The organism is Phytohabitans houttuyneae, assembly GCF_011764425.1.
Lineage (GTDB): Bacteria > Actinomycetota > Actinomycetes > Mycobacteriales > Micromonosporaceae > Phytohabitans > Phytohabitans houttuyneae.
Window position 1 is genome coordinate 2,255,396 of record NZ_BLPF01000002.1, and the last position, 25,205, is coordinate 2,280,600.

Annotated in this window: 24 protein-coding genes and 2 pseudogenes; 8 read left to right on the forward strand and 18 right to left on the reverse strand. The window is 75.1% G+C overall.

Annotated elements, in window-relative coordinates; translation table 11 throughout:
• Positions 1-27: 27 nt before the first annotated feature.
• On the reverse strand, positions 28-258 hold the full coding sequence (locus Phou_RS33240) for a hypothetical protein (protein WP_173063552.1): 231 nt from the start codon (positions 256-258) through the stop codon (positions 28-30).
• 29 nt (positions 259-287) lie between these two features.
• On the opposite strand from Phou_RS33240, the gene Phou_RS33245 reads away from it, so the two are divergent.
• Both Phou_RS33245 and Phou_RS33250 read left to right on the forward strand, forming a co-directional pair.
• On the forward strand, positions 288-905 hold the full coding sequence (locus Phou_RS33245; RefSeq protein WP_218579312.1) for an RNA polymerase sigma factor: 618 nt from the start codon (positions 288-290) through the stop codon (positions 903-905).
• Positions 902-1,072: a hypothetical protein gene (locus Phou_RS33250; protein ID WP_173063555.1), complete on the forward strand. Its 171-nt coding sequence runs from the start codon at positions 902-904 to the stop codon at positions 1,070-1,072. The genes Phou_RS33245 and Phou_RS33250 overlap by 4 nt, the downstream gene beginning before the upstream one ends.
• A gap of 50 nt (positions 1,073-1,122) precedes the next feature.
• Here the strand turns inward: Phou_RS33250 and Phou_RS33255 are convergent.
• Positions 1,123-2,690 (reverse strand): annotated as a pseudogene (locus Phou_RS33255) (MFS transporter).
• Between the two features lie 11 nt (positions 2,691-2,701).
• Positions 2,702-2,914, reverse strand: a complete 213-nt coding sequence (locus tag Phou_RS33260; protein ID WP_173063558.1) for a hypothetical protein — start codon at positions 2,912-2,914, stop codon at positions 2,702-2,704.
• 360 nt (positions 2,915-3,274) lie between these two features.
• Between Phou_RS33260 and Phou_RS33265 the strand changes: the two genes are divergently transcribed.
• Positions 3,275-4,432 (forward strand): alpha/beta hydrolase fold domain-containing protein, encoded by a 1,158-nt coding sequence (locus Phou_RS33265; protein WP_218579313.1) that lies wholly within the window; start codon positions 3,275-3,277, stop codon positions 4,430-4,432.
• Here the strand turns inward: Phou_RS33265 and Phou_RS33270 are convergent.
• The 6 genes from Phou_RS33270 to Phou_RS33290 all read right to left on the reverse strand — a co-directional run bounded on the left by Phou_RS33270 (position 4,422) and on the right by Phou_RS33290 (position 9,218).
• Positions 4,422-5,492, reverse strand: a complete 1,071-nt coding sequence (locus Phou_RS33270) for a Gfo/Idh/MocA family protein (RefSeq protein WP_173063560.1) — start codon at positions 5,490-5,492, stop codon at positions 4,422-4,424. The genes Phou_RS33265 and Phou_RS33270 overlap by 11 nt on opposite strands.
• Complete coding sequence (locus Phou_RS33275) at positions 5,462-6,043, reverse strand: ThuA domain-containing protein (RefSeq protein WP_308784684.1); 582 nt, start codon at positions 6,041-6,043, stop codon at positions 5,462-5,464. Before Phou_RS33275 ends, Phou_RS33270 begins: the two co-directional genes overlap by 31 nt.
• A complete protein-coding gene (locus Phou_RS55110) occupies positions 5,989-6,168 on the reverse strand; it encodes a hypothetical protein (protein WP_308784685.1) in 180 nt (59 codons plus the stop codon). The genes Phou_RS33275 and Phou_RS55110 overlap by 55 nt, the downstream gene beginning before the upstream one ends.
• Complete coding sequence (locus tag Phou_RS33280; RefSeq protein WP_173063562.1) at positions 6,165-6,965, reverse strand: inositol monophosphatase family protein; 801 nt, start codon at positions 6,963-6,965, stop codon at positions 6,165-6,167. The genes Phou_RS55110 and Phou_RS33280 overlap by 4 nt, the downstream gene beginning before the upstream one ends.
• 9 nt (positions 6,966-6,974) lie before the next feature.
• Positions 6,975-8,267, reverse strand: coding sequence for a glycosyltransferase 87 family protein (locus tag Phou_RS33285; protein WP_173063564.1), 1,293 nt, complete (start codon positions 8,265-8,267; stop codon positions 6,975-6,977).
• Between the two features lie 66 nt (positions 8,268-8,333).
• Positions 8,334-9,218, reverse strand: a complete 885-nt coding sequence (locus Phou_RS33290; protein WP_173063566.1) for a hypothetical protein — start codon at positions 9,216-9,218, stop codon at positions 8,334-8,336.
• Positions 9,219-9,476: 258 nt separating this feature from the next.
• Here Phou_RS33290 and Phou_RS33295 point away from each other — a divergent pair, with 258 nt between their 5' ends.
• On the forward strand, positions 9,477-10,652 hold the full coding sequence (locus Phou_RS33295; protein WP_173063568.1) for a ThuA domain-containing protein: 1,176 nt from the start codon (positions 9,477-9,479) through the stop codon (positions 10,650-10,652).
• A gap of 54 nt (positions 10,653-10,706) precedes the next feature.
• Here the strand turns inward: Phou_RS33295 and Phou_RS33300 are convergent, their stop codons facing one another.
• The 6 genes and pseudogenes from Phou_RS33300 to Phou_RS53410 form a co-directional block, all read right to left on the reverse strand.
• Complete coding sequence (locus Phou_RS33300) at positions 10,707-11,495, reverse strand: alpha/beta fold hydrolase (RefSeq protein WP_173063571.1); 789 nt, start codon at positions 11,493-11,495, stop codon at positions 10,707-10,709.
• A 2-nt stretch (positions 11,496-11,497) separates the two neighbouring features.
• Positions 11,498-12,292 carry an MBL fold metallo-hydrolase gene (locus Phou_RS33305; RefSeq protein WP_173063574.1) on the reverse strand — a complete coding sequence of 265 codons (795 nt, stop codon included), beginning with the start codon at positions 12,290-12,292 and terminating at the stop codon, positions 11,498-11,500.
• Complete coding sequence (locus Phou_RS33310; RefSeq protein WP_173063578.1) at positions 12,282-13,079, reverse strand: alpha/beta hydrolase; 798 nt, start codon at positions 13,077-13,079, stop codon at positions 12,282-12,284. The genes Phou_RS33305 and Phou_RS33310 overlap by 11 nt, the downstream gene beginning before the upstream one ends.
• Positions 13,080-13,089: 10 nt before the next feature.
• Complete coding sequence (locus Phou_RS33315; RefSeq protein ID WP_173063581.1) at positions 13,090-13,917, reverse strand: alpha/beta fold hydrolase; 828 nt, start codon at positions 13,915-13,917, stop codon at positions 13,090-13,092.
• Positions 13,918-13,962: 45 nt separating this feature from the next.
• A complete protein-coding gene (locus Phou_RS33320; RefSeq protein WP_246274022.1) occupies positions 13,963-16,419 on the reverse strand; it encodes a LuxR C-terminal-related transcriptional regulator in 2,457 nt (818 codons plus the stop codon).
• Between the two features lie 122 nt (positions 16,420-16,541).
• A pseudogene (locus Phou_RS53410) lies at positions 16,542-16,709 on the reverse strand (AAA family ATPase); the annotation flags it as partial.
• A 180-nt stretch (positions 16,710-16,889) separates the two neighbouring features.
• Between Phou_RS53410 and Phou_RS33325 the strand changes: the two are divergent.
• On the forward strand, positions 16,890-17,783 hold the full coding sequence (locus Phou_RS33325; protein WP_246274102.1) for a helix-turn-helix domain-containing protein: 894 nt from the start codon (positions 16,890-16,892) through the stop codon (positions 17,781-17,783).
• An 8-nt stretch (positions 17,784-17,791) separates the two neighbouring features.
• Here Phou_RS33325 and Phou_RS33330 read toward each other — a convergent pair whose 3' ends face one another.
• Positions 17,792-18,145, reverse strand: a complete 354-nt coding sequence (locus Phou_RS33330) for an STAS domain-containing protein (RefSeq protein WP_246274023.1) — start codon at positions 18,143-18,145, stop codon at positions 17,792-17,794.
• A 77-nt stretch (positions 18,146-18,222) separates the two neighbouring features.
• Here Phou_RS33330 and Phou_RS33335 point away from each other — a divergent pair, with 77 nt between their 5' ends.
• The 3 genes from Phou_RS33335 (at position 18,223) to Phou_RS33345 (ending at position 21,992) form a co-directional block, all read left to right on the forward strand.
• Positions 18,223-19,881, forward strand: a complete 1,659-nt coding sequence (locus tag Phou_RS33335) for a PP2C family protein-serine/threonine phosphatase (protein WP_173063587.1) — start codon at positions 18,223-18,225, stop codon at positions 19,879-19,881.
• A 133-nt stretch (positions 19,882-20,014) separates the two neighbouring features.
• Complete coding sequence (locus tag Phou_RS33340) at positions 20,015-20,902, forward strand: cobalamin B12-binding domain-containing protein (RefSeq protein ID WP_246274024.1); 888 nt, start codon at positions 20,015-20,017, stop codon at positions 20,900-20,902.
• Positions 20,903-20,951: 49 nt separating this feature from the next.
• Positions 20,952-21,992, forward strand: coding sequence for a DUF695 domain-containing protein (locus Phou_RS33345; RefSeq protein ID WP_173063590.1), 1,041 nt, complete (start codon positions 20,952-20,954; stop codon positions 21,990-21,992).
• A gap of 25 nt (positions 21,993-22,017) precedes the next feature.
• Here the strand turns inward: Phou_RS33345 and Phou_RS33350 are convergent, their stop codons facing one another.
• Positions 22,018-24,444: an ABC transporter permease gene (locus Phou_RS33350; protein WP_173063593.1), complete on the reverse strand. Its 2,427-nt coding sequence runs from the start codon at positions 24,442-24,444 to the stop codon at positions 22,018-22,020.
• Positions 24,441-25,184 (reverse strand): ABC transporter ATP-binding protein, encoded by a 744-nt coding sequence (locus tag Phou_RS33355; RefSeq protein ID WP_218579315.1) that lies wholly within the window; start codon positions 25,182-25,184, stop codon positions 24,441-24,443. The genes Phou_RS33350 and Phou_RS33355 overlap by 4 nt, the downstream gene beginning before the upstream one ends.
• Positions 25,185-25,205 lie beyond the last annotated feature (21 nt).

The following is a 25,205-nucleotide window of genomic DNA, read 5'->3' on the forward strand; positions in this document are numbered from 1 at the left end:
GAGTAGGGCGGCGCGTGTCGCCCCACCTCACGCCGGCCCGTCCGGATCGGACGGGTGGCCGCCGGGCGCCGATACGGCGGTGGCCACGGCAAGGAGGGCGGCCAGGCAGCACCCGAGCAGCACCACCGGGACGGACCGGGTCACCGCGTAGAGGCCGCCGACGCCGCTGAGGGCGGCGTTGACGACCAGGGGCACGCCGCGTACCCCACCCCATGACCGCCGCTCGAAGCGGGGCCGAACCGAAGCGCGTCTGCTCATGCCCTGATGTGCGCCCGGCGCGGCCGGCCGTGCAAGCGGCGGTGAAGGACCATGGCTTTGCACGCGAAGGGACCCCCGTCTCACTACAGGACAGCGAAAGGGGTTTCGAACCTATGGTCTTAAGCCCGGAGGGGTTTGACGAGTTCTTCCGAAGGGCCCTGGCCCGTCTGGTCCTGTTCCTGATCAAGATTGGCGCGAGCAGGGAAGAGGCGGAGGACAGCGCGCAGGAAGCGATGGCGAAGGCGTACGAGAACTGGCACGCGGTCGAGCATCCGGAGGCGTGGGTGAGAGTGGTCGCCGAGCGGATCCACCTCGCGTCCACAGCTCGCGCCCGGGCCGCACCGGCCCGGGCGGCCGCCGGTGGATGGGCTGGCGACCTCGTCCGGCCCGATCCCGACCTCGCTGTCTTCGGCGATGAGCAACGGCGAGTGCTCGATCTGCTGCGCCGGCTCCCACACGAACAACGTCGAGTCATGGCCTGGTACTACGACGGGTTCACGATCACCGAGATCGCGGCGATCATCGGCAGGCCGGAGGCGACTGTCCGATCACACCTTCGCCACGCACGCCAGCGCCTCAAGCGCGAGTTGGACATCAAAGACGCCGTCACGCCGGACGCCGTGGGGGCCGGGGAAGGGATGCATTGAAGCTGCAGGAACTGACAGACGAGTTTGCCGGGCTCGACGCCCACCTGCTCGACACCAGCGCGCGCGCGGAGGCGACGCTACGCGACCTGCTCGACCTCGATGCCAGGCTCGCGGAGGCCAAGCGGACAACGGCGACCTACGAGGGCGAGGACCGGCAGGGACCGTGATGCCGGCCGAGGCCCGTGGAGGGGAAGTGGGGCCCCGGCCGGCACCGTCCTCAGTGGTCGGCGGTCACCGGTACGCGGTCGGCGGCCTCGGCCTCGGCGGCGGTGGCGCCGGCCGGCGTGGGTGCGGGCTGGTCGGCGCGGCGGAGGACGACCAGGCAGAGCGCGGCCAGCGTGAGGAAGATGGCGGCGCCCACGGCGCTGACCGTGTTCAGGCCCGAGGTGAAGGCCGAGCGTGCCACGTCCAGCAGGTCGGCGCGGCCGGTGGCGGTCACCGCCACCGCCAGGCTCTCGTGCATCGCCGCGGCGATGTTGCCCGGCAGGTCGGCCGGCAGGCCGTCCTCGAGCCGGTCGCGGTACACGAAGGTGGCCAGGCTGCCCAGCGTGGCGATGCCCACCGCGATGCCGAACTCGCCGCTGGTCTCCATCACCGCGGCGCCCGAGCCGGCCTTCTCGGGCGGGGTGGCGCCCATGACGATGTTCGCGGTGAGGGCCATCGGCAGGCTCATGCCAGCGGCCGCGAGCACCAGGCCGGCGACCAGCCAGCGCAGGCCGTTCTCGGCGGGCACCGCGGCCATCAGCGCGAAGCCGGCCGCCGAGACCGTCAGGCCGGAGGCGATCACGCGGGAGGTGCGGAAGCGCTGGGCCAGGCGCGGCGCGATCTGGAAGCCGGCGATCATCGCGAGGTTCTGGGGGATCAGCCACAGTCCCGCCGTCAGGGGTGAGAAGCCCTCGACGAGCTGCAGGTACATCGCGGAGACGAGGCTGACGCCGGCCATCACCAGGCCGCCGAACCACATCGTCGACAGCGCGGTGCTGAACGTGCCGTTCGCGAACAGGCGCAGGTCGAGCAGCGGGTGTTCCAGCGTGCGCTGCCGCCGCACGAACAGCGCGCCGAACACGAGGCCGGCCACGACCGCCGCCACCGCCGCGGTGCCCAGGCCGTCGCGGGCGATGCCCTTCAGGCCGTAGATCACCGGCAGGATCGCGGCCAGCGACAGGCCCACGCTGGCCAGGTCGAGGCGGCCGGCGGCGGCGTCGCGGTACTCGGGCAGGACCACCGGGCCGAGCACGAGCAGCAGCACCATGACCGGGATGCCGAGCAGGAACGCCGAGCCCCACCAGAAGTGCTCCAGCAGCGCGCCGCCGACCAGCGGGCCGATCGTCATGCCGCTCATGAAGCAGGCGAACCAGATCGCGATCGCCTGGCCCATCTGCTTCGGGTCCGGAAACATGTTCCGGATCAGGGCCATGGTCGACGGCATCAGCGTCGCGCCGGCGACGCCGAGCAGCGCGCGGCTCGCGATGAGCATCTCGGCGCTCGTCGAGTACGCGGCCACCACCGACGCCACGCCGAACGCCGCCCCGCCGATCAGCAGCAGCCGGCGGCGGCCGATGCGGTCGCCGAGGGTACCCATCGTGACCAGGAAGCCGGCGAGCAGGAACGAGTAGATGTCCAGGATCCACAGCTGCTCGGTGCTGGAGGCGCCCAGGTCGGCGCTGAGCTGGGGAGGGCCAGGTAGAGGACGCTGACGTCCAGGGACAGCAGCAGGGTCGGCAGTGCGAGTATCGCGAGCCCGATCCAGGCCCGGCGCGTCGCCTTCGTGGCGGATGCGTACATCTCGGTCTCCTTCAGTCTCTTTCCCCGTTAGACGGCCCGGCCGCCGCGAACTCATCGATCCGGATGTGCCGCGCGACCCTCGGCCAGCCCTCGGCCCGCGCGCGGGCGGTGACGGCACGCGCCGTCTCCACCGCCGGCGGGACGCTGACCACGACGACCTCCGCGGCCTCCGCGCCCAGCTCGGCCGCGTGGTCGGCAAGCCAGCCGAGGGTGTACGCGGCCACGCCCAGCTCGCCCGCGTCGACGTCGCCGGCGCTGTGCGGCCCCGTGCCCCCGCAGCGCAGGTCGACGACGACGTATCCCGAGCCGTTGGCGAGGGCGGCCGCGTACTCCGCCCGGCTGGTACCCCCGAAGCGGTCCGGGGCCAGCAGCAGCGCCGCCGCCCGGGCCCGGCCCCGGCGGCCGGCCAGGTCACCCCGGCCGACACCTCGCCGGTCCGCGGCCGCAGCAGCAGCACCGCCGTCCGTCGTTCCATGCCGCCGACCGTGTCACGCGGCGTGCGGCGGAGGGAAAGGCCCGCTCGGCATAGGTCCTATGCCGCGACGGCATTCGTGCCCGTCACCGGCCGCGCATACGCTACGAGGATGATCGAGCTGCCCAAGGCACCGGACGCGATCGAGCTCCGGCACCTGCGCGCCTTCGTCGCCGTCGCCGAGGAGCTCAACTTCAGCCGGGCCGCGAAGCGGCTCTTCATGACCCAGCCCGCGCTGAGCCGGCAGATCCAGTCCCTGGAGCGGCTGATCGGCGTGGAGCTGCTGCGCCGCTCCACCCGCCAGGTCGAGCTGACGCTGGCCGGCGAGGCGCTGCTGCACCGCACCCGGCCGATGCTCGGCGACCTCGACCAGGCCGTCGCCACCACCCGCTCGCTCGGCGACGAGCAGCGGCAGCGGCTGGCCAGCCTCACCCAGCCGGTCGTCGACACGATGGACAAGGGGCTGGACGAGTTCCGCGAGGCGTACGAGGCGATGAACGCCCAGCTGCCCACGCCCGAGGACGTCAACGCCCGGCCGGTGCGCTCCGGCGGGGTGCCGGGCCTGGTGTACGAGACGGAGGCCGGCACCGCGCCGACGGTGCTGTTCGTGCACGGCGGCGGCTACTTCGCCGGTTCCGCCTTCGGCAGCCGCCCGCTCGCGGGCGTGCTCACCTCACTGACCGGGCGCGCCTTCCTGGTGCCGGACTACCGGCTGGCTCCCGAGCACCCCTACCCGGCGGCGCCCGAGGACGTCGCGGCCGCGTACACCTGGCTGGCCACCCGCACGCGGCCGGACCGCCTGGTGGTCGTGGCCGAGTCCTCCGGCTGCGGGCTGCTGCTCGCCGCGCTGCGCCGCGTCCGGCACGCCGGCGACCCGCTGCCCGGCCGGATCGTGCTGCTCAGCCCCTCGGTCGACCTGGAGGCGCGCTACCTCGACCAGCTCGACGCCGGCGACCCGCACGCCGCGGTGCTGCGGGAGATGGTGGAGCGGTCGCTGCCCATGTACCTGGACGGGCACCCGGCCACCGACCCCGCGGTCAACCCGCTCCACGACGACCTGACCGGCCTGCCGGCGATGCTGGTACAGGTCGGCGCGCAGGACTTCTGCCTGCACGACGCGCGCGAGCTGGTGGCCCGGGCGCGCGAGCACGGTGTCGACGCGCAGCTGGAGCTGTACCCGGTGGTCACGCACGTGTTCCACCACTACTGGTCGTTCCTGCCCGAGGCCGGCCGCGCCCTGCAGCGGGCCGGCGACTTCATCAACGCGTGAGCGGTACCGGCGACGGCCGGGCCACGGTCGTGGTGAGGTCGATCCGCCGCCCCGCGGCCGCGGAGTCGAGCAGCGCGGTCATCACCTCCAGCACGTGCAGCGCCAGGTCGCCGCTGGCCCGCCCCTCCGACGTCACCAGGTCGACGAGGCCGATCCCGCGCCCCGCCCCCGCGTAGCCGGCCGAGGTCTCCAGCGGGCGCCACTCGGTGCCGCCGAGCGCGAAGAGCCGGGTCTCGCCGTCGAACTGGTTCGGGTCGGGCACGGCGAGCGTGCCCGCCTCGCCGTGCACCTCGATCGGCGCGGCATGGGTCTCCACGCTGTCGAAGCTGGTCGTGATCGTGGTGAGCGCGCCGCCGGCGTGTTCGAGCACCCCGCTGACGTGGCTGTCCACCTCGACGGGGATCCGCTCGCCCGCGCGCGGTCCGGAACCGATCACCCGCTCGCCGCGCAGCCGGCTCCCCGCGCCGGTCACCGAACGCACCGGGCCGAGCAGGTGTACCAGGGCGGTGATGTAGTACGGCCCCATGTCCAGCAGCGGGCCGCCGCCGGCGACGTAGTAGAAGTCGGGGTTGGGATGCCATCGCTCGTGTCCGGGAGTGACCATGACCGCCGAGGCGGCGAGCGGGCGCCCGATCAGGCCGTCGTCGATGGCGGCGCGCGCGGTCTGTATCCCCGTGCCGAGGACCGTGTCCGGCGCGCATCCCACGCGCACGCCCGCGGCGGCGGCCGCGTCGACGACCGACCGCCCGTCGGCGAACGTGACGGCGAGCGGCTTCTCGGCGTACACGTGCTTGCCGCCCGCGATGGCACCGAGCGCGATCTCGGCGTGCGCGGCGGGGATCGTCAGGTTGAGCACCGTGTCGACGTCGCCGCCGCCGAGCAGCCGCTCGACGCTCACCGCCTCGACGCCCGGCATCTCGACGGCGACCGCCGCGGCCCGCGAGTGGTCGAGGTCGGCCACCGCGGCGACCCTGACCTCGGAGCGCGCGGCGAGCGTCTTGAGGTACGCCCGGGAGATGACGCCGAGCCCTACGATGCCGACGCGGTGCGGCTCGCCCACAGCATGCCCCTCTCGATCACGGTACGGACGCTCGGGTGCTCCAGCACGTCCAGGCTGTGCCCCGGCGTGGTCACGACGATCCGCCCGGCACCCCACCGGCGCGTCCAGACCGCCGGCGAGGTGATCGGCCGGTGCCACGGGTGCCACGGCCGGGTCGGGTGCGTGGTCGTGGCCAGCACGTCGACCAGGTCGTCGTGCAGCACCCAGTACTGCTCGGTGACCAGGTCGAAGTCCTCGATCCCGGCGGTGACCGGGTGCTCGCGGCCGAGCGCGGTCAGGTTCACGGTGTGCGGCAGGTAGTTGTCCTCCTGCCCGCCCTGACGCTCGCAGGGCTCCTTGCCCGGGTGGGTGGCGAACTGGCCGCCGACGAGCTGGAGGTAGTCGGACGAGGCGCGGTACGAGTCGACGATCCCGCCGTGCCAGCCGGTCAGGCCGGTGCCCGCCTCGACCGCCGCGCGCAGCCCGGCCACCTGCTCGCCGCTGATCTGCGACATCGTCACGCACTGCAGCACGAGGTCGGTGGCGGCCATCGCGTCCGCGTCCGCGTACACGTCGGGGAGGCCTCGACGCGCACCTGGTAGCCGGCCCGCTCCAGGAACGGGATGAACATGTCGGTGGCCTCGACCGGCCGGTGGCCCTCCCACCCGCCGCGGACCACCAGGGCGTTCAGTGTCACTGCCGGCCTCCCGGAAACTGCTTGGCGACGAGCGCGAGCAGCGCGTCGTGGGTCTGCTGGTCGGCGGAGGCGACGATGCCCGCGGCGCCCTCGTACGGCGGCTGCCCGCGCAGCCCGGTCACCACGCAGCCGGCGGCCCGGCAGATCGCGACCGGGCCGGCGTAGTGCACGTTGTCGCGCAGGTCGCTGTCGCTCAGGAACGCGGCCCGCCGCCCGTCCGCCACCCACAGCAGCGCCAGCGTCGTCGAGGTGACCCGCGGGCCGAACCGCTGGTTGAACGCCACGTCGCTGAGCAGCCGGGTGGCCCGGAAGCCCGGCCCGTTGGCGAACGGCGGCTCGAGGTTGACCTCGACGAGCGGCACCGTGGCGTCGGGGGTGAGCGGCCGGTCGGTGCCGTCGACGCGCACCCGCGCCACGCCGCCGCCGGTCCAGTACGTCTCGCCGCTGAACGGGTCGGCCGAGGCCGCCGCGGTCACCTCGCCGCCGGCGCGCAGCGCGACGTTGACGGCGACGAGCGGGGTGCGCGCGGCGAAGTTGTGGGTGCCGCAGAGCGGGTCGACAAGCCACACCCGGTCCGCGCCGGCCTCGCCGCCGCCCCCGGACTCCTCGGCCAGCACCGCGTCGCCCGGCCGGGCGGACCGCAGCACGTCGAGGATCACCTTCTCCGCCTCCAGGTCGGCGGCGGTGGCGAAGTCCCGGCCGGACTTGGCGTGCAGCTCGACCGGCTGGCCGAACCGGGCCCGCACGACGGCGGCACCCGCCTCCGCCGCGGCAATGGCGAGTTCCGCGTCTGACATTCCTTGATCTTATCGGCGGATCGGCGGGGCGGTCGCCGGCGTTTCCCGCGGGCCGGACACCGCGCCGCGGACCAGCCAGGCCGCCGCCACGGCGAACAGGAGCAGGACCGCGGCGGTGTACAGCTCGCCGCGCAGGTGCTCGCCGAGTGTCCACTCCAGCTCGTTGCCGGAGTTGCGGGGCAGGACGCCGAGGATGCCGCGGGGCAGCGGCGGCCGGCGCGGGCCGGACAGCGGCCACGCGAACAGCACCAGCACGAAGCCGCACAGCAGGCTCGCGGCGAGCGGCTGGGCGCGGTCGCGGGTGCGCCGGACGGCGTCGGCGAGCACCACCAGCGCGGGCGCCGCCCAGACCCAGTGGTGGGTCCAGGAGACCGGCGAGACGAGGATCGCGGTGAACGCGCACAGCACCATGGCGAGGGCCTCCTCGCCCCGCCGGTGGGCCAGGACCGCGAGCCACAGCCCGGCCAGCAGCGCGGCGGCGGCCAGCGGCAGCCAGATCCGGTCACCCCAGTGGGTGCCGCCGAAGGTGCGCACGGCCAGGCCGCGCAGCGACTGGTTGAACACGTACCCCGGACCGGACGTGGCCGTGGTGACCCGGCTCGAGTCCAGGAACGCTCCGCCCCAGTAGGTGCGCGACTCGTCCGGGTACAGCACGGCGCCGAGCAGCGTGACGGCCACGAACGCGCCGGCCGCGACACCCGCCGCGCGGCGCCGGCCGGTCAGCAGCAGGAAGAGGACGAACAGGCCCGGCACGAGCTTGGCCGCCGCGGCGAGCCCGATGCCGGCGCCCTTGTACCACCGGTCGTCGCGCAGGCTCAGGTCGGCGACGACCAGCAGCATGAGGAAGATGTTGACCTGGCCGAGCGCGAAGTGCTGCACGAACGGCTCCAGCCACACGGCCAGCCCGCACACGGCGAACGTCACACCGGCCCGGCCGGCGTCACGGCGGTACCCCAGCATGCCGAGGGTGAGCCAGACGGTGGCCGCCAGCGCCGCGAAGCCGGCGGCGTTCACGAGCAGCAGCGCGTTCTCCCGGCCGATCCGGGAGAGCGGCTCGAAGACCACGAGCGTGGCCGGCGGGTACGTGAACGGCAGCCGGGCCCGCCCGACGGCGATGTCGTACACCGCGTGGCCGTGCCGCGCCGCCGCGCCGCCGGCCTGGTAGACGCCGAGGTCCAGGCCGTTCCACAGGCCGCCGCCGCTGTGCCGCGCGAACAGCCAGTACGACCCCGCGCACAGCAGCATGGCGGCCAGGCCCGCCGGCCCCAGCCACGGCGGCAGGCCGGTGCGCTCCTGCTCCACGAAACCTAGACACCTTGGGCGCGCCCGGCGTTGCACCGGTTGCGCAAACCCGCACCGGACAAGGGATCAGATGCCGGCGCCGTACCGCTCGTTCAGCTCGCGATAAACGGTGAGGACGGCCTCGACCTCGTCGGCCAGCTCCAGGCCGGAGTCCGGCGCGCCCGGAAGGTCGGTCGGCGCCAGGCTGGCGAGGGTCAGGTCGACCCGCGTGGCCATCCGGTGGATCTCCCGCTCCCGCAGGAAGTTTTCGCTGGCCACCGCCGTGGCCTCCAGCCCCGCCAGGCGGCGCGCGACGTCGGCGTCGAGGCTCGACAGCGCCTCGGTCAGCCGCTGCCGCTGGGCCAGCAGCTTGCGCACCGCCGGGTTGCTCGCCGGCAGGCCGTGGCGCCCGTGCTGGTCGAGCTCCGTCACCAGGCCGCGCACCTCCTGCCGCCGCTGCAGCACCTTGGCGAGGTCGAACAGCGCGGAGGCCAGGAGCCGCTCGGCGGCGTCGGTGTCGACCATCCCGGCGAGCTCGGGCAGCGTCTGGCAGACCCGCTTGCCGAGGGTCAGCCCCGCCCAGAAGTCGTTGCGCTCGCGGTGCTCGGACAGCAGGCAGGTCTGCTCCGCCTCGCGGTCGAAGTTGGGCGCGAGGATCGCGCCCGGCCGCCGCCGCTCTCCCTCCAGCTGGCCGGAGGCGACGAGCAGCACCGCGCCGGCCAGCGCCGGAAACCAGGCCCACATGCTGCCGAGGGCGGCGATGCCGGCGGAGGCCACGAAGAGCAGGATGCTGAGGATCAGCAGAGGGCGGGGCTTGAGGCCGTCCGGCGATCCGCCGGGGACGATCTCGACGACGCTTCCCCACCGGTAGGTGCGGGCACCGCCGTTTTCGACCTTCAACGGCTGCGCGGAGACGACGGTCACCGCGCGGTCGTGGCCGATGTAGAGCGCTGGTGGATGCAGGGCCGTCACCGCCGACGCACTCCCTCTGGTGATAGGTGGTCGATTGTAGTCCCACCGCGTAACCGTGGGGTGACACGAGGTGGGCTCGCCATACATCCGATGACTGTCGATGGCGGCTGGAACAAAGACCAAACCGGACATCGACGGTTGGGGATTGACGCCCCTAGACATCCCATGTTGACTACGGTCTACAGTGGCCGCCCTCTTCGGCGTGGGCGGTCCCCGAGCGATCAGCCGAGCATCGGCGGCCCGGCTCCGCGCTACCCCATGAGCGGAGGAGCAGTGTTGAGACGTCTGGCGGCCGGCCTGGTCGGGCTGGCCGTACTCGTGGTGGCGGTGTTCGTGGCACCGGCGTCGCCCGCCGCGGCCGCACCCGTCACCAAGGTCATGGTGTTCTCCAAGACGGCCGGGTTCCGGCACTCGTCGATCCCCAACGGCATCGCGGCGATCCAGCAGCTGGGCGCCGCCAACGGCTTCTCGGTCACGGCCACCGAGGACGCGGCACAGTTCACCACCGCCAACCTGGCGCAGTTCCAGGCCGTGATCTTCCTGTCCACGACCGGCGACGTGCTCAACGCGAGCCAGCAGAGCGCGTTCCAGTCGTACATCGCGAGCGGCAAGGGCTACGTCGGCGTCCACGCGGCGGCCGACACCGAGTACGACTGGGCCTGGTACGGCGGGCTGGTCGGCGCCTACTTCGCCTCACACCCGGCGATCCAGCAGGCGACCATCCGCGTCGAGGACAGCTCGAACGGGATGACCTCGCACCTGCCGGCCAACTGGACCCGCTCCGACGAGTGGTACAACTACCGCACCAACCCGCGCCCCAACGTGCGCGTGCTGATGCGGCTCGACGAGGCGACGTACAGCGGCGGCTCGATGGGCGACCACCCGATCTCCTGGTGCCAGCAGTACGGCGGCGGCCGCTCGTTCTACACCGGGCTCGGGCACACCGAGGCGTCGTACACGGAGAGCAACTTCACCCGCATGCTGCTCGGCGCGATCCAGTGGGCCGGCGGCGCGACGACCGCGACCTGCACGCCGGCGACCAACCCGGTCAGCGGCACCTCGTGGCGGGCGCGGGCGAACAACCGGTTCGTCACCACCGCCGCCGGCAACCTGATCGCCAGCGCCACGGCGGCGTCGACAAACAGCGAGCGGTTCGACATCGTGGACCTCGGCGGCGGCAACGTGGCGTTCCGCTCCAAGGCCAACGGCCAGTACGTCTGCGCGGACAACGCGGGCGCCGCGCCGCTCGTGGCCAACCGGGCGTCGGTCGGCGCGTGGGAGACCTTCGCGCGGGTGAACAACTCCGACGGCACCGTGAGCTTCCGGGCTCAGGCCAACGGCCGCTACGTCGTCGCCGAGAACGGCGGCGCGGCGGCGCTGATCGCCAACCGCACCACGATCGGCGCCTGGGAGAAGTTCGACCTGGTCAACTAGCGCGTGCGTGCGGGAGGGGGCCGGCGAACGCCGGCCCCCTCCCGCCTTACCGGATTAGGAACGGGCGGCCGCGAGGATGAGGTCCGCGGCGGTGTCCGGCCGGGACATCATCGCCACGTGCGAGGCGTTGACCTCCCTGGTACGGGCGCCGGCGCGCTCGGCCATGAAGCGCTGGGCGGCGGCCGGGATCACCTGGTCCTGCTTGGCGACCAGGTACCAGGACGGGACCGCCTTCCAGGCCGGCGGCCCGGACACCTGCTCGAGCGTGCCCAGGTCGCCGGGGCGCTGGGTGGCGGCCATCAGCGCGGTGGTGCTCGCCGGCAGGTCGGCCGCGAAGATCTCCCGGAACAGGCTCGCCTTGATGTAGCCGTCCGCCGTCTGCGGGCCGGTCGGGCGGATGTCGAGAGCTTCGAGTCCCAGCCGGCTGCCGGGAAACTTCGTCTGCAGCGCGACGAGCGGCTCGCCCTGGTCCGGTGCGAAGGCCGCGATGTAGACAAGCGCCTTCACGTTGGGGTTTCCGGTCGCGGCGTTTGTGATGACGATGCCGCCGTACGAGTGTCCAACCAGGACGATCGGACCGGTGATGCTGGCCAGCACCGTCGCGATGTACGCGGAGTCGGACGGCACGCCGCGCAGCGGGTTGGCCGGCGCGATCACCGGGTAGCCCTTGCGGTGCAGGCGCTTGATGACGTCGTTCCAGCCGGACGCGTCGGCGAACGCGCCGTGCACCAGCACGACCGTCGGCTTGGGCCCGTGCGAGCCGGAAGCCGAGGACGCCGCCGGGGTGGCGAGCAGGCCGGCCGCGGCGAGCACGAGCACGAGCGCGGTGAAGAGTCTTCTCACAGTCAGGTCTCCAGGTCGGTGGGGGTGCCGATCGGCAGCCAGCGGATGCGGTCGCGCACGTCGCGCGGTGCGGCGGCGAACTCGCGCTCGATGACGGGTCGGGGTTGCTGGAAGTGCTTCCAGCCCTCGTAGTGCACGGGCACGACGGTGTGCGGGCGTACCTCGCCGAGCAGGGTGACGGCGTCGCGGGCGGTCATCGTGTAGCGGACCGGGCCGGTGACCGGGAAGCGCACGCCGCCGAGGTGCAGCACCGCCAGGCCGACCTTCACCCGGCCGGCGACCTGCCGGACACCGCCGTAGAGCACGGTGTCGCCGGATATCCACAGCGCACCGTGCCGCTGCCCCTCCCAGCGCAGGGCGAAGCCGACCACGTCGCCGACGATCGGCCTGCTCAGCGGCGGCCCGTGCCGGCAGGGCGTCGCGGTGACCTCGATGGACGGCCGCCCCCGACCCTCCAATGTGGTCGACGCCCACGGGGCGAGCCCGGTGGCGCCGCCGCCGAGCCGGCGGGCGCCGGGCACGGTGGTGACGACGGCGCCGGCGGCGGGCAGGAGCCGCCGCCCGGCCTCGTCGAGGTTGTCGCCGTGGTGGTCGTGGGTCAGCAGCACCGCGTCGACCGGCCCGAGCGCGTCCGCGGCGACCGCCGGGCCGGCCAGCTTGCGGGAGGAGGTGCCCCAGCCGAACGCGTACGTGCGTCCGGCCGGGTCGAACGTCGGGTCGGTCAGCAGCCGCCACCCGGCCACCTCGATCAGGACGGTGGGGCCGCCGACGTGGGTGAGCCGTACGTCAGCGTGCATGGGACAGCGCCCAGTCGAGCGCGTAGTCGGCGATCTCCTCCCAGCCCTTCTGCGCGGGCAGCAGGTGCGCGTACCCCTCGTACTCCTTGACCTCGGTGATCGTGTTGGACTTGTAGTGCTTGGCGTTCGACTTCTGGATCGCCGGCGGCATGATGTGGTCCTCGCTGCCGGAGATGAACAGCAGCGGCGCCCGGTTGTCGTTGTGGTAGTCGACCCAGGTGTCCTGGTGGCCGGGCTGGAAGTTGGCCAGCACGCTGCCCCAGAGGATGCCGCCGTTCGCCGGGATGTGGTAGCGCTCGTAGAGGGCGCGCGACTCGTCCTCGGTGAACGTGTTGGTGAACGCGTACGACCACTCCTCCAGGGACAGCCCGACCGCCTTGTGCCGGTTGGCCGGGCTCTTCAGCACCGGGAAGGTGGACTTCACCTGGGACAGCGGCACGACCCGGACTCCCTCGGTGGGCGCCGAGTTGAGCGCGACGCCGGCGGCGCCGAAGCCGTGGTCGAGCAGGATCTGGGTGAACGCGCCGCCGGCCGAGTGGCCCATGATGATCGGCGGCTTGTCCAGCTCCCGCAGGACCCCCTCGATCTTCTCGATGATCGCGGGCACGGTGACGTCGACGATGATCTGCGGGTTCTCCCGCAGCGCCTCGACCTCCACCTCGAAGCCGGGGTAGCCGGGCGCGATCACCCGGAAGCCCTTCGACTCGTAGTGCGTGACCCACTGCTCCCAGCTGCGTGGCGTCACCCAGAATCCGTGGACGAGGACGATCGTGTCGGGCGTGGTCATGGCGATCTCCCTAGAAGGTGCGAAGGAACGAGAGCAGGTCCTCGGACAGCTGCTGCTTGTGGGTGTCGGTGATGCCGTGCGGCGCGCCCGCGTACACGGTGAGCGTCGCATCCCGGATCCGGGCCGCGGAGGCGTTTCCACCGACCTCGAAGGGGACGACCTGGTCGTCGTCGCCGTGGATGACGAGCGTGGGCACGTCGAAGGCGTCCAGGTCGGCGCGGAAGTCGGTGGCCGAGAAGGCGGCGATCGACTCGTACGCGTTGCGGTGCCCGGACTGCAGGCCCTGCCGCCAGAACGCGTCCCGCACGCCCTGTGACACGCTCGCCCCGGGGCGGTTGAGGCCGAAGAACGGCCCGTCGGCGAGGTCGCGGTACAGCTGCGAGCGGTCGGCGAGCGAGCCGGCCCGGATCGCGTCGAAGACCTCCAGCGGCACGCCGCCGGGGTTGTCCTCGGCCTGGAGCATCAGCGGGGGTACCGCCGCGACGAGCACCGCCTGCGCGACGCGTGCGGTGCCGTGCCGGCCGATGTAGCGGGCGACCTCGCCGCCGCCGGTGGAGAAGCCGACGAGCGTGACGTCGCGCAGGTCGAGGGCCTCGATCAGCGCCGCGAGGTCGTCCGCGTACGTGTCCATCTCGTTGCCGCCCCACGACTGCGTGGAGCGGCCGTGGCCGCGGCGGTCGTGCGCGATCGCCCGGTACCCGTTCTCGGCGAGGAACAGCTGCTGCGCCTCCCAGCTGTCGGAGCTGAGCGGCCAGCCGTGGCTCAGCACGACCGGGCGCCCTTCGCCCCAGTCCTTGTAGAAGATCTCGGTGCCATCGGCGGTGGTGACGAACGGCATGGCGACGCTCCCGTCCACGAGGGGTGTCACGATCGTCGGTCGCGCCTAGCCCTCCTCGAATCCCGTGTCGCGCGTAGTCGTGCGCAGCTGGCGCCGCGAGGTGACCCCGAGCTTGCGGAAGACCTTGCGCAGGTGGTAGTCGACGGTGCTCGCGCTGATGAACAGCTGGGCGGCGATCTCCGCGTTCGTGGCGCCGGCGCCGGCGAGGCGGGCGACCGCGAGCTCCTGGGGGGTGAGCCCGGTGGCCGTCCCGGCGGACCGGCGGCGGGCGCTCTCCCCGGTGGCCGCGAGCTCCTGTGCCGCGCGGGCGGCGAACCCGGCGGTACCCATCTGCTCGAAGGCCGCCAACGCGGCCCGCAGCTGGTCGCGGGCGTCCCGGCGGCGTTTCTGCCGGCGCAGCCACTCGCCGTAGAGCAGGTGCGCGCGGGCCAGGTCGGCGCGCGCCCGCGTCCCGGACAGCAGCGCGACCGCCTGGCGGTACAGCGGCTCGGCCCGCCCGGCCGGGGCGAGCAGCGCCTGGCTGCGGGCCAGCAGGCCGAGCGCCCACGGGCCGCCGGCGGCGCTCGCGCGGGAGGTGAGCGTGCGCAGGGTGGCGTCGGCGAGCACCCGGTCGCCGCTGCGCACCGCCGCCTCGACGAGGCTCGGCAGGACCCGCGCGTGCACGCCGAGCGTGTCGTTGGCGACGAGGTGGTGCGCGTGCGTGCGGGCCAGCGCGTAGTCGCCGCGGCCGAGGGCGAGGACCACGTACCCGATCCGCGAGATCGACTCGACCGCGCCGTTGCCCAGCCAGGTCGCCGCCCGCCCCGCGCCGTCCAGCGCGGGCTCGATGCCGTCCAGGTCGGCCCGCCAGGCGAGCAGCTCCGGATGGCGGTAGATCGCCCACACCTCGTCGCTGGCGCCCATCGCCGCGCGGATCTGGTGGCCGTCGACGAGTGCCTCGTCCGCCGCGGCCAGGTTGCCGAGGATCGTCTCGTGCATCACCGCGCAGTACAGGGCCGCGTCCAGCTGCCAGAGCGCACCCGCGCGGCGCGCGGCCTCGGCGCCCCGCCGGATCACCGCGGTGTGCAGCGGCTCGTCCCAGAGCACCATGCTCAGCCAGACCGCCGGGATGTAGTTGCGCAGGTACTCCTCGTCGGTGGCGCCCTCGACGAGCGTCGCGCACGCGTGGCGCATGTGCGGCACCGCCCGCTCGTAGCCTTCCAGGCTCAGCGCGCCGTACGCGCGCAGCAGCAGGTCACGCCCCGTCACCGCCGCGCCCTCGCCGAGCACCTCCTTGATCACCTGGGCGATCTCGGCGGGCGGTGTGGTGGCGAGCCACTCGGCGGTCAGCGCGTACTCGACGGCCTTCAGCAGCGCGTCCCGGGCCCGTTCCGGCTCGGCGGCGCCGAACGCCCGGGCCGCGGAAAGGGCCAGCGACGGCGAGGCCGCGAACGCCCCCTCGACACCCAGCGTGATCTGCGAGCCGGCCCGCACCAGCAGCGCCCGGCCCCGGGCGGCGCCGTCCGGTCCGGCCTCGCCGACCGCGTCCAGCAGCGCCTGCGCCTGCAGCGGCGCGCCCGCGAGGTACGCCGACTCGGCCGCGGCGAGCAGCCGTCCGGTGCGGGCCGGGCCCTCGGGCGTCAGCTCGGCCGCGCGGGTGAGGAACGAGGCGCGGGCCGCGTACCCGCCGCGGGCGCCGGCCCGGTCCGCCGAGCGTTCCAGCTCGTCCGCGACGCCGGTGTCCGGCCCGACGCTCGCCGCGGCCAGGTGCCACGCCCGCCGGTCGGCGTCGGCGGCGCGGGTCGTCGCGGCCGCGAGCGCCGCGTGCGCCCGCCGCCGGTCGACGCTGGTCGCGCCGCCGTACACCGCGGAACGCACGAGCGGGTGGCGGAACTCGGCCGCGGCGCGCACCGACAGCAGCCGGGCGGCCTCGGCCGGCCCGGTCGCGTCCGGCCCGACACCCAGGCGCGTGGCGGCGTCCCGCACGTACCCGAGGTCGCCACCCGGCTCGGCCGAGGCCAGCAGCAGCCAGGTGCGCGTGTCCTGCGGAAGCGTGCGGACCTGCCGCAGGTAGTGCTCCTCGAGCCGGCCGCCGACCGGCAGCGGGTCGGGCAGCGACAGGCCGCCGGCCAGCTGGTCGGCGGACAGCTCCTGGCCGAGGTCGGTGAGGGCGAGCGGGTTGCCGCCGGTGGCGGCCACGATGCGCGCGCCCACCCGCGCGTCCAGCGGCCCGGTCACCGCCGCGCGGAGCAGGTCGAGCGCGGCCGGCTCGTCCAGGCCGCCGACCTCCATGAGCGGCAGCCCGGCGAGGCCGTCGAAGCCGTCGCGCGCGGCGAAGACCAGGCCGATGCCGTCGGCGTGCAGCCGCCGCGCGACGAACGCCAGGACGGCCAGCGACTCGGCGTCGAGCCACTGCGCGTCGTCGACGCAGCACAGCACCGGGCCCCGCGCGGCCACCTCGGCCAGCAGGGTGAGCGCGGCCAGCCCGACCAGGAACCGGTCGGCCGGCGGCCCGTCGGCCACGCCGCACGCCACGCGCAGCGCCCGGTCCTGCGCCGGGGCAGGCCGTGCGGCGCCTTCAGGTACGGGATCAGCAAGCGGTGCAGTGCGGCGAACGGGAAGCCCGCCTCGCTCTGCACGCCGGCGACCCGGAGCACCCGCAGGTCGCCGGCGGCCGCCGCGGCGTGGTCGAGCAGCGCCGTCTTGCCGATGCCGGCGTCGCCCCGCAGCACCAGTACGCCGCTGCGCCCCTCGCGCACCGACGCGACGAGCGCGTCCAGGCGCTCGCGTTCCTCGACCCGCCCCCTGAGCACGGCGCGCCCCTCTCATCCACCGCTGCGTGCGAACCTAGTGAGCGGAGCAGGCCGGCAGCGGGGCTGTGCGTGCACCGTTTTCGGCTGAGCGTGCACATCGGGCGGGCGCACATGGGTTTCGTACTGGACACGGCGGACATTCCGCCACGCGAGCGGGTGGACGCGGTGTTCGCCGCGATGATGTACGCCTCGGTGCCCTGCTACGTCATCCACGAGCGTCCGGACGCCGAGGTCCACTCCCGGCTGGAGGTGTGGGACCTCGGCCCGGCGAACGTCTTCACCGCCCACTCCTCGGGCATCCGGCTGCTGCGCACACCCCGGCAGGCCCGGCAGGACGCGGCGCCGGTCATCGCGCTGTCCGTGCAGCGGCTCGGCGACGGCCGCCACGAGCAGCGCGGCCTGCGGCAGGTCGTGGCGCCGGGGGAGCTGCTGATGGTCGACCTCTCGGCGCCGTACGACTTCTCCTGGTCCGGCACCGGCGCGGCCGGCTGCGTCCAGGTCCCGCTCGACCAGATCGGCCTCCCGCTCGACGTGATCCGCCGCGCGGCTGCCAACCTGCGCACGAGCGCGCTGTACGACCTTGTCGCCGGCCACGTCGCCCACCTCGCCCGGGACGCCGCGCGCCTCAGCGCCGACCCCGCCGCGGACGCGCTCGGCCGGGCCAGCATCGACCTGGTCCGGGCGCTGCTCGCCTCCGCCGCGCACGCCGAGCCGCACAGCCGCGCGGTGCTGGCCGAGACGCTGTTGACGCAGGTCCGCGCGTACGTGCGGCAGCACCTCGCCGAGCCCGACCTGCGCCCGGCCACGATCGCGGCCGCGCACAACATCTCCCTGCGCTACCTCTACAAGATCTGCGCGCAGGCGGACTTCAGCCTCGAGCAGTGGATCATCGGGGAGCGCCTGCACGGCGCCCGCGAGGAGCTGGCGCGCCGGGACGGTCGCGGCCGCACGATCGCGATGGTGGCCCGAGAGTGGGGCTTCAGCGACCCGACCCACTTCACCCGCCGCTTCCGCAGTACGTACGGCCTGACGCCGGGCGAGTGGCGCCGCGTCGCGGCCGAGCAGCAGGACTGAGCGGCTGGTCAGGCGGTGGCGGAGCCGGGGTCGGCGGTGGCGCGGGAGACCTGCCGGGCGAAAAGCTCGCTGATGCCCGTGATGTCCAGAATCGCCGCGACGAACGGGGGCTGGCCGCGCAGGCGCACGGGTGTGCCGGACTCGATGCCCTTGCGCCACGCGTGGACCAGGACCGACAGGCCGGTGCTGTCGATGAACGTCAGCCCCGCGAGGTCGACGACGACCGCCGCCGGTCCCGTCCCGAGCAGCTCGTCGATGGTCCTGCCCAGTGTGTCGGCCATGGGGTAGTCGAGATCGCCGCCGACGGTGACCACGGCGGATGGCCCGGACGCGTCGACGGCGATGCGAAGGTGTGCCGCCACGCAGGTCACCATACGCCACACACCGCCGACCCGCTCGTCATGCCCACGCGCGGAGCACTCGTTAGGGTGGGGAGGACGTGAACAGCGCTGACGTGACGGGATGGGAGTCGGGCGGTCGCGTGGTCCCCGGTGCGGGGACCACTCCGGTGCCGCCCGGCAGGCGAAGCGTGGCCGCCGCCCGGCCCGAGGCGTCGCAGCTGCTCGACCACTTCCGCGAGGGCGTCGTCGTCTGCGAGGGCGGCGTGGTGCGGCAGCTCAACGAGGTCGCCGCGCGCCTGCTGCCCGGCGTGGCGGTCGGCGGCGCGGCACCCGACCTGGCCGAGGGCGAGCTGACCCGCGGCGACCGGCGGCTGCGCGCCCGCTGCGTGCCGCTCGGCGGCGGCCGCACCGCCTGGTACCTCGACGACGTGACCGACGCGGTCGCCCGCGAGGACGCGCTGCTCGCCGACCACGCCCGCGCGTCTTTCCTGGCCGGCGCCAGCCAGCGCCTCGGCAACCCGCTGCACGAGGACCGGGCGGCGCGGGCGGCCGCACGCCTCGCGGTACCCGCGCTCGGTGACGTGGCGGTCGTCGTGCTCGCCGCGCGCCGCACGCGTTCGCGGTGGTGGCGGGCAGTGGGTCCGGCGCAGCCGCCGGCGGTCGACAGCGGCACGCTGGACGTCGACGACCTGCCGCCCGCGGTCGGCGAGGCGCTCGCCGGCGGCGAACCGTCCGAAGTCGACTGGCTCGCCGACCAGGTCGCCGAGGCCGGTTGGCTGGCCGGCCACCCGCGGCGGGCCGTGTCCGTGCGGGTTGTCCCGCTGCCGGGCAGCGCGGCGCCGACCGGCGCGCTGGTCGTGGTCCGCACGGACGGGCGCGGCTTCGACGAGGACGACATGCAGGCGCTGCGCGGGTTCGGCGCGCGGGCCGGCGCGGCGCTGGACGCCGCCGTGCTGTACCGGGAGCAGGCCGAGGTCGCCGAGACGCTGCAGGGCAGCCTCGCGCCGACCGAGCCGCCCGAGGTCGCCGGCGTGCAGTGGGGCGCGGCGTACCGCCCGGCGCAGACCTCGCTGTGCATCGGCGGCGACTTCTACGGCGCGCACCGGCTCGCCGACGGCGGCGCCCTGTTCTACCTCGGCGACGTCTCCGGCAAGGGTGTCGACGCGGCCATCTTCACCGGCCAGATCCGGCAGGGGATCCAGGCGCTGCGCGGCGTCGAGAGCGACCCCGGCCGGTTGCTGCGCCTGCTCAACGGCTCGGTGCTGGAGACCGCGCGGGCCGGCGGGCACGGCCGGTTCGCGACGATGGTGCTCGGCGCCGCCCACCCCGCCCGCGGCGGCGGCCTCGCGCTCACGCTCGCCAGCGGAGGGCACCTGCCGCCGCTCGTGCTGCGCGCCGGCGGCGCGGTGGAGAACGTCGCGCTCAGCGGCATGCTCATCGGGGTCGTGCCCGACCCGCGCGTCGGCGCCGCAGCCATCCACCTCCAGCCGGGGGAGACCTGCCTGCTGTTCAGCGACGGCGTCACCGAGGCCCGCGGCGGGCCGCGCGGCGAGCAGTTCGGCACCGGCCGCCTCATCGACGCGCTCGACAGCTGCCACCGCATGCCAGCCGCCGCGCTGGCCGAGCGGGTCGCGCAGCTCACCGGCGACTGGCTGGCCGGGCGGGACCACGACGACATCGCGGTGCTCGCCCTCCGCGCGGCGCCGGCCGGCGGCACGCCCCGCCACCTGCACGCGGTACCGGGGAAGGCCCGATGACCGCGGCCGGAGTCGTCGCGACGCCGCTGGCCGACGCGTACGACCGGTACCTGCGGTGCCTGGACGACGCCGACGAGTACGGCGCGGTCGACGTGGCGCTGGGACTGATCGAGGCCGGGATGTCCCCCGGGACGTGCTGCTCGGCCTCGTCGCGCCGGCGCAGGCGCAGGTCGGCACCTGGTGGCAGCGCAACGAGTGGTCGGTCGCGCAGGAGCACGCCGCGACCCACGTCAGCGAGCGCGTGGTCGCCGCGGTCTCCGCCGCCGCGCGGGTGCGGCCACGCCACGGGCGGGTGGTGGTCGCCTGCATGGACGGCGAGTGGCACGCGCTGCCGCCGCGCATCGTCGCCGAGGTGCTGCGGCTCGACGGGTGGGAGGTCACGTTCCTCGGCGCGAGCGTGCCGGCCGCGCACCTCGTCTCGTACCTGCACCGCCACGATCCCCGCGCGGTCGCGCTGGCCTGCGCCCTGCCGATGCGGCTGCCGCAGGCCGCGCGGATGGTGGACGCCTGCCGGCGCACGGAGGTACCCATCATCGTGGGTGGCCGCGGTTTCGGCCCGGACGGCCGGTGGGCGGCCAGGCTCGGCGTGCCCTGGGCCGCCGACGCGAACGCGGCGGCCGCGCTGCTCGCCGACGACCGCGCCCTGGACCGGCTGCTGGTGGCCGACCGTCCACAGGCGCCGGTCAGCGGCGAGTACACGGCGCTGGCCGCCGACCGCGCCGACCTCGTCGCGCACTGCTTCGCCCAGCTGGAGGCGGCGGTGCCGCAGATGGCCGGGTACACCACGGCCCAGCGCGACGCCACCCTCACCGACCTCGGCCACATCGTCGACACCCTCGCGGCCGCGGTGTTCGTCGACGACGCCGCGCTCTTCGGCGACTTCCACGAGTGGCTCGGCGAGGTGCTCACCAGCCGCGGCGTTCCGCTGTACACAGTGGACATAGCGTTCCGCGCGCTCGCCGAGCGGCTGCGCGACTTTCCGGTGGCGCACCGCATCTTGCGCGATCGCGAAGGAAAGTAGGCGCGCGGGGGGCAGCCGCGTCCGGCGCGAGGGCGTACAGTCACCGTTCGTGATCTTCTCCCGCCGCCGCGCCGAGTCCACGCCCTCGCCCGATGCCGCGATCGACGCGTTCTGGCGGTGGTGGCCCGGTGCCCGGAGCGCTGTGGAGGCGGCCGTCGCGTCCGGCGAGTGGGGCGACCTGAGCGACCGGATCAACGCGCTGGTCGAGGCCATCCACGCCGACCTGCACTGGGAGTTCTCGCGCGGCGTGCGGGCGACCCACGCGCTGGTCGTCTCGCCCGCCGGCGCGCCGCCGCTGCGCGCGGTCGCCGCCCGGTGGCTGGCCGCCGCGCCACCCGCGGACGAGACCTGGGAGTACCACTCGTCCCGCCAGCCCGACCCGGCCGCGTTCGGCGCGCGGCTGCAGATCGCCGGCGCCGAGCTGGCGATGGAGGACCTGCGCTACGGCTTCGCGGTCGAGGCGGGCCGCCAGCTGCTCGACGTGACCGTGTACCACCCGATGTTCGCCGACCTGCCGGACGACGTGCGCGGCCAGATCTCCTTCCTGTCGCTGGACTGGCTGCTCGGCGAGGAGGGCGTGGAGCGCTGGGTCGGCGCGGTCGAGTTCGGCGGTGCCCCGCCCGCGGAGGCGTACCCGCCGGCCGAGCTGCGGGCCGCCGTCGAGCGGCAGGCGGTCGAGTTCAAGGAGCCCGCGTGGGTGATGCTCTCCGCGCAGGACAAGAAGGGCTGGCCGATCCTGGCGACCGCGCAGCAGCCGCTGCTGCCGGTCCGCTTCCCGCGCTTCGACACGCACGTGGCGGTGACGCTGCCGTTCCGCGAGGCCAACGACGGCGGCCTGCCGCTGGACGGTTCGCTGACCGCGCTGCGCGAGTTCGAGGACGAGCTGACCGACGCGCTCGCCGGTGACGGCGACCTGCTCGCCCACGAGACCAGCCGCAGCACCCGGGTCCTGCACTTCTACGTGGACGGCTCCACCGGCGCCGCGGCCCTGGTCGAGGGGCGGCTCGGCGGCTGGCGCGAGGGGCGTGCCCGGGTCGAGACCGCGTACGACCCGTCGCTGGAGCACATCGCCCACCTCAACACCGCGTAGCGGTGCCACTCCGAGCCGGGGCGGGTCACGGCCGGACCCCCGCCGCCGGGCGGTGTGCCGTAGCGAGGCCGGCCAGGGCCGCGATCGCCACGCAGGCGGCGCACGTGACGGCCAGCGGTGGCCACGGGACGGCGACGCTGACCCGCGTGGCGACCGGGCCGAGACCGGCGGCGACCACGGCGAGCGTGGCGGCGGTGACGGCGGCGGCGAGCAGCACACCGGCGGCGCCGGCCAGCACCGCCTCGGCGGCGACGATGCGGCGCACCTGACCGGGTGTCGCACCGGCCAGGCGCAGCGCCGCGAGCTCGCCGGCCCGGGCCGCGACGGCCATCACCTGGCTGTTGGCGATCGAGACACCGGTGTAGAGCACGGCCATGCCGACGATGGCGAGCAGCGCGAGCCGGGCCAGCCGGTCGAACTCGGCGTCCACGGTGGACAGGTACGTGCCGGTCGGCACCACCGTCCCGCCCAGCGGAGCCACCGCCGCCCGCAGCGCGTCCCGGGTGCCGCCGCCGGACAGTCCGATGTAGACGGCGTCGGGCACCGGGAGCGCCGAGTGCGCGGCGGCGAGCCGCCAGGGCAGCAGCACGGTGGGCAGGCCGAGGCGGTCGTGCAGCGTCGCCACGACGCGCAGCCGCACGGCGGCGCCGTCGCCCAGCCACAGCGCGGCGTGCGAGCCCACCGTCCAGCCGTGCGCGCCCGCCACCGAGCGCGTCACCGCGACAGTGTCACCGGTCAGGCCGTCGAGGGAGCCGGTCGCGACGGGCAGGCGCAGCGTGCCGGCGGCGGCCGGGCCGTCGAGGTACCACGCCGGTCGCTGCCGCACGGTCCCGCCGTCGCGGTCGAACGCGAACGCCTGCTTCACCGGCAGCGCGCCCGCCACCCCCGGCGTGCCCCGCGCGGCCGCGGTGACCGCGGGGGACAGCGGCGCCGGACCGGCCGGGGTGACCACCACCGGCGCGGTCACGTGGTCCCGCACGGTCGCCGCCTGGGACGCGGAGAGCGTGGCGGTACCGGCGAGCGTGGCGCCGGCGAGCGCGACGGTCATCAGCACCGGCGTCGCCGCCGGCGCGGTGCGGCGCCCGCCGGCGGACCACCGGGCGAGCACGAGGGCCGGGCCGCGGGCGGCGGCGCCGGGCAGCCGGACCAGCGGCGGCGCCAGTGCCGGTGCGAGCAGGGCGGCGGCGCTCACCAGCAGCAGCACGACGAGCAGCAGGTACGCCGCACCCTCGGGCGCGCGCAGCAGCGGCGCGAGCGGCACCACGCCGGCCAGGCACACCGCGCCGGCCACCCACCGCACCGGGGTCATCGCCCGCCGGTCCAGCGCCGCCTCCCGCAGCGCCTCGACCGGGCGGGTGCGCGCCGCCCGCCGGGCCGCCGCCCAGGCACCGGCGAGCGCCGCGACGAGCCCGAGCGCGAACGCCGCGGCCAGCGGCCACACCGCGAACCGGGCCGTGAAGCCGCTCGGCGCGAGCCCGGACCGGCCCAGCCAGTGCGCGAACGGCGGCGCGGCCACGACGCCGAGCGCGCAGCCGATCAACCCGCCGGCGACGGCCGCGCCGAGCGCCTCGCCGAGCACGAGGCGGCGTACCTGCCGCGGCGTGGCGCCGGCCGTGCGAAGCAGCGCGAACTCCCGGCGCCGCCGCTGCGCCGTCACGGCGAACGCGCCGCCGACCGTGAACGCCGACACCACCGCCGCGACCGCCGCGGCCTCGCCGAGCAGCGCGGTGGCGGCGGTCAGCAGGCCCGCGTCGGGATCCGGCTCGGCCGCGCGCCGGCCGTCGCCGGTCAGCACCCGCAGGCGCGGCTCGCCGGCCAGCGCCGCCCGCACCCGCGCGGCGAGGGCGGCGGCGTCGCCGGAGCCCCACAGCGCGACCGCAGCGACCCGGCCGCCGGCGAGCCGCGCGGCGGCGGCGTCGGTCAGGTACAGCGCGGGCGGTGCGCCGGAGGCGAGCACGCCGCTGACCGTCAGGCTCAGCGGTCCGCCGGCCGTGTCCACGGTCACCCGGTCGCCCGGGCGGTGGCGGGTCGGCGCGGCGACGGCGACCTCGCCGTCCACGGCGGGTGGGCGGCCGGCGGCGAGGGTGTACGGGTGGACCCGCGCGGCCGACCACGGATGCGCCTCGGCCGCCCCGTCCAGCCGCGCGTACGCCGCCCGGTCCACCACCACGTGGCGCACACCGTCCACTGTGGCCAGCCGGTCGGCGATCCGGGGCGGCAGGTACCCGCGGTCGCCGGCCGGCAGCGCGATCCCGGGAGCCGGACCGCCCGGGCCCGCCACCACCACGTCGGGGTTCTGGTACCAGCGCGGCGGCTCGCCGGGTCCGGTGTGCGCGGCGGCGAGGGACAGGCCGGCGACGGCGCAGACCGCGACGCCGAGCGCGATCGCCGCGGTCGAGCCGGCGAACCCGGTCCAGCGGGCCGCGAGGCTGCGGGCGGCCAGGCCGATCACTGCCCGGCCTCCAGCGCCGCCATCCGCCCGGCCACGCCCCGCGGCGTCGGGCCGGCCAGCTCACCGGCCAGGGCGCCGTCGCGCAGGAAGAGCACGCGGTCGGCGTACGAGGCGGCGAGCGGGTCGTGCGTGACCATCACCACCGTGCGCCGGTGACTGTCCACCATGGCGCGGAGCAGGTCGAGCACCCCGCGCCCGGCGGCCGAGTCGAGGTTGCCGGTCGGCTCGTCCGCGAAGAGCACCTCGGGGCGCGCGATCAGTGCCCGGGCCATCGCGACCCGTTGCTGCTGCCCGCCGGACAGCTGCGCGGGGCGGTGTCCGGCGCGCTCGGCCAGGCCGACCTCGGCCAGCGCCGCGACGGTCTCCCGGCGCCGCGGCGGGCGGCCGGCCAGCAGCAGCGGCAGCGCCACGTTGCGCGCGGCGTCCAGGTAGGGCAGCAGGTTGAACGACTGGAAGACGAACCCGATCCGGTCCCGGCGCAGCCGCGTCAGCTGGGTCTCGCTCAGGCCGGCCAGCGGGGTGTCACCGAGGTACACCGCACCGCCGCTGGGGCGCTCGAGCCCGGCCGCGCACTGCAACAGCGTCGACTTGCCGGAGCCGGACGGGCCCATCACGGCGGTGAAGCCGCCCTTCGGGATGTCCACGCTCAGCCCGTCCAGCGCGGCGACCCGGTCCGCGCCCGCGCCGAACACCTTGCGTACCTCCCGCAGCCGTACCGCGGGTACCTCGTCGATGCTCACACCGACGAGGATCGGGCCCGC

Coding starts and splice junctions, on each gene's coding strand:
- Phou_RS33240 (WP_173063552.1), bottom strand. CDS start 258: ATGAGCAGACGCGCTTCGGTTCGGCCCCGCTTCGAGCGGCGGTCATGG.
- Phou_RS33265 (WP_218579313.1), top strand. CDS start 3,275: ATGATCGAGCTGCCCAAGGCACCGGACGCGATCGAGCTCCGGCACCTG.
- Phou_RS33280 (WP_173063562.1), bottom strand. CDS start 6,965: ATGTCAGACGCGGAACTCGCCATTGCCGCGGCGGAGGCGGGTGCCGCC.
- Phou_RS33295 (WP_173063568.1), top strand. CDS start 9,477: ATGAGCGGAGGAGCAGTGTTGAGACGTCTGGCGGCCGGCCTGGTCGGG.
- Phou_RS33305 (WP_173063574.1), bottom strand. CDS start 12,292: ATGCACGCTGACGTACGGCTCACCCACGTCGGCGGCCCCACCGTCCTG.
- Phou_RS33310 (WP_173063578.1), bottom strand. CDS start 13,079: ATGACCACGCCCGACACGATCGTCCTCGTCCACGGATTCTGGGTGACG.
- Phou_RS33315 (WP_173063581.1), bottom strand. CDS start 13,917: ATGCCGTTCGTCACCACCGCCGATGGCACCGAGATCTTCTACAAGGAC.
- Phou_RS33325 (WP_246274102.1), top strand. CDS start 16,890: ATGTACGCCTCGGTGCCCTGCTACGTCATCCACGAGCGTCCGGACGCC.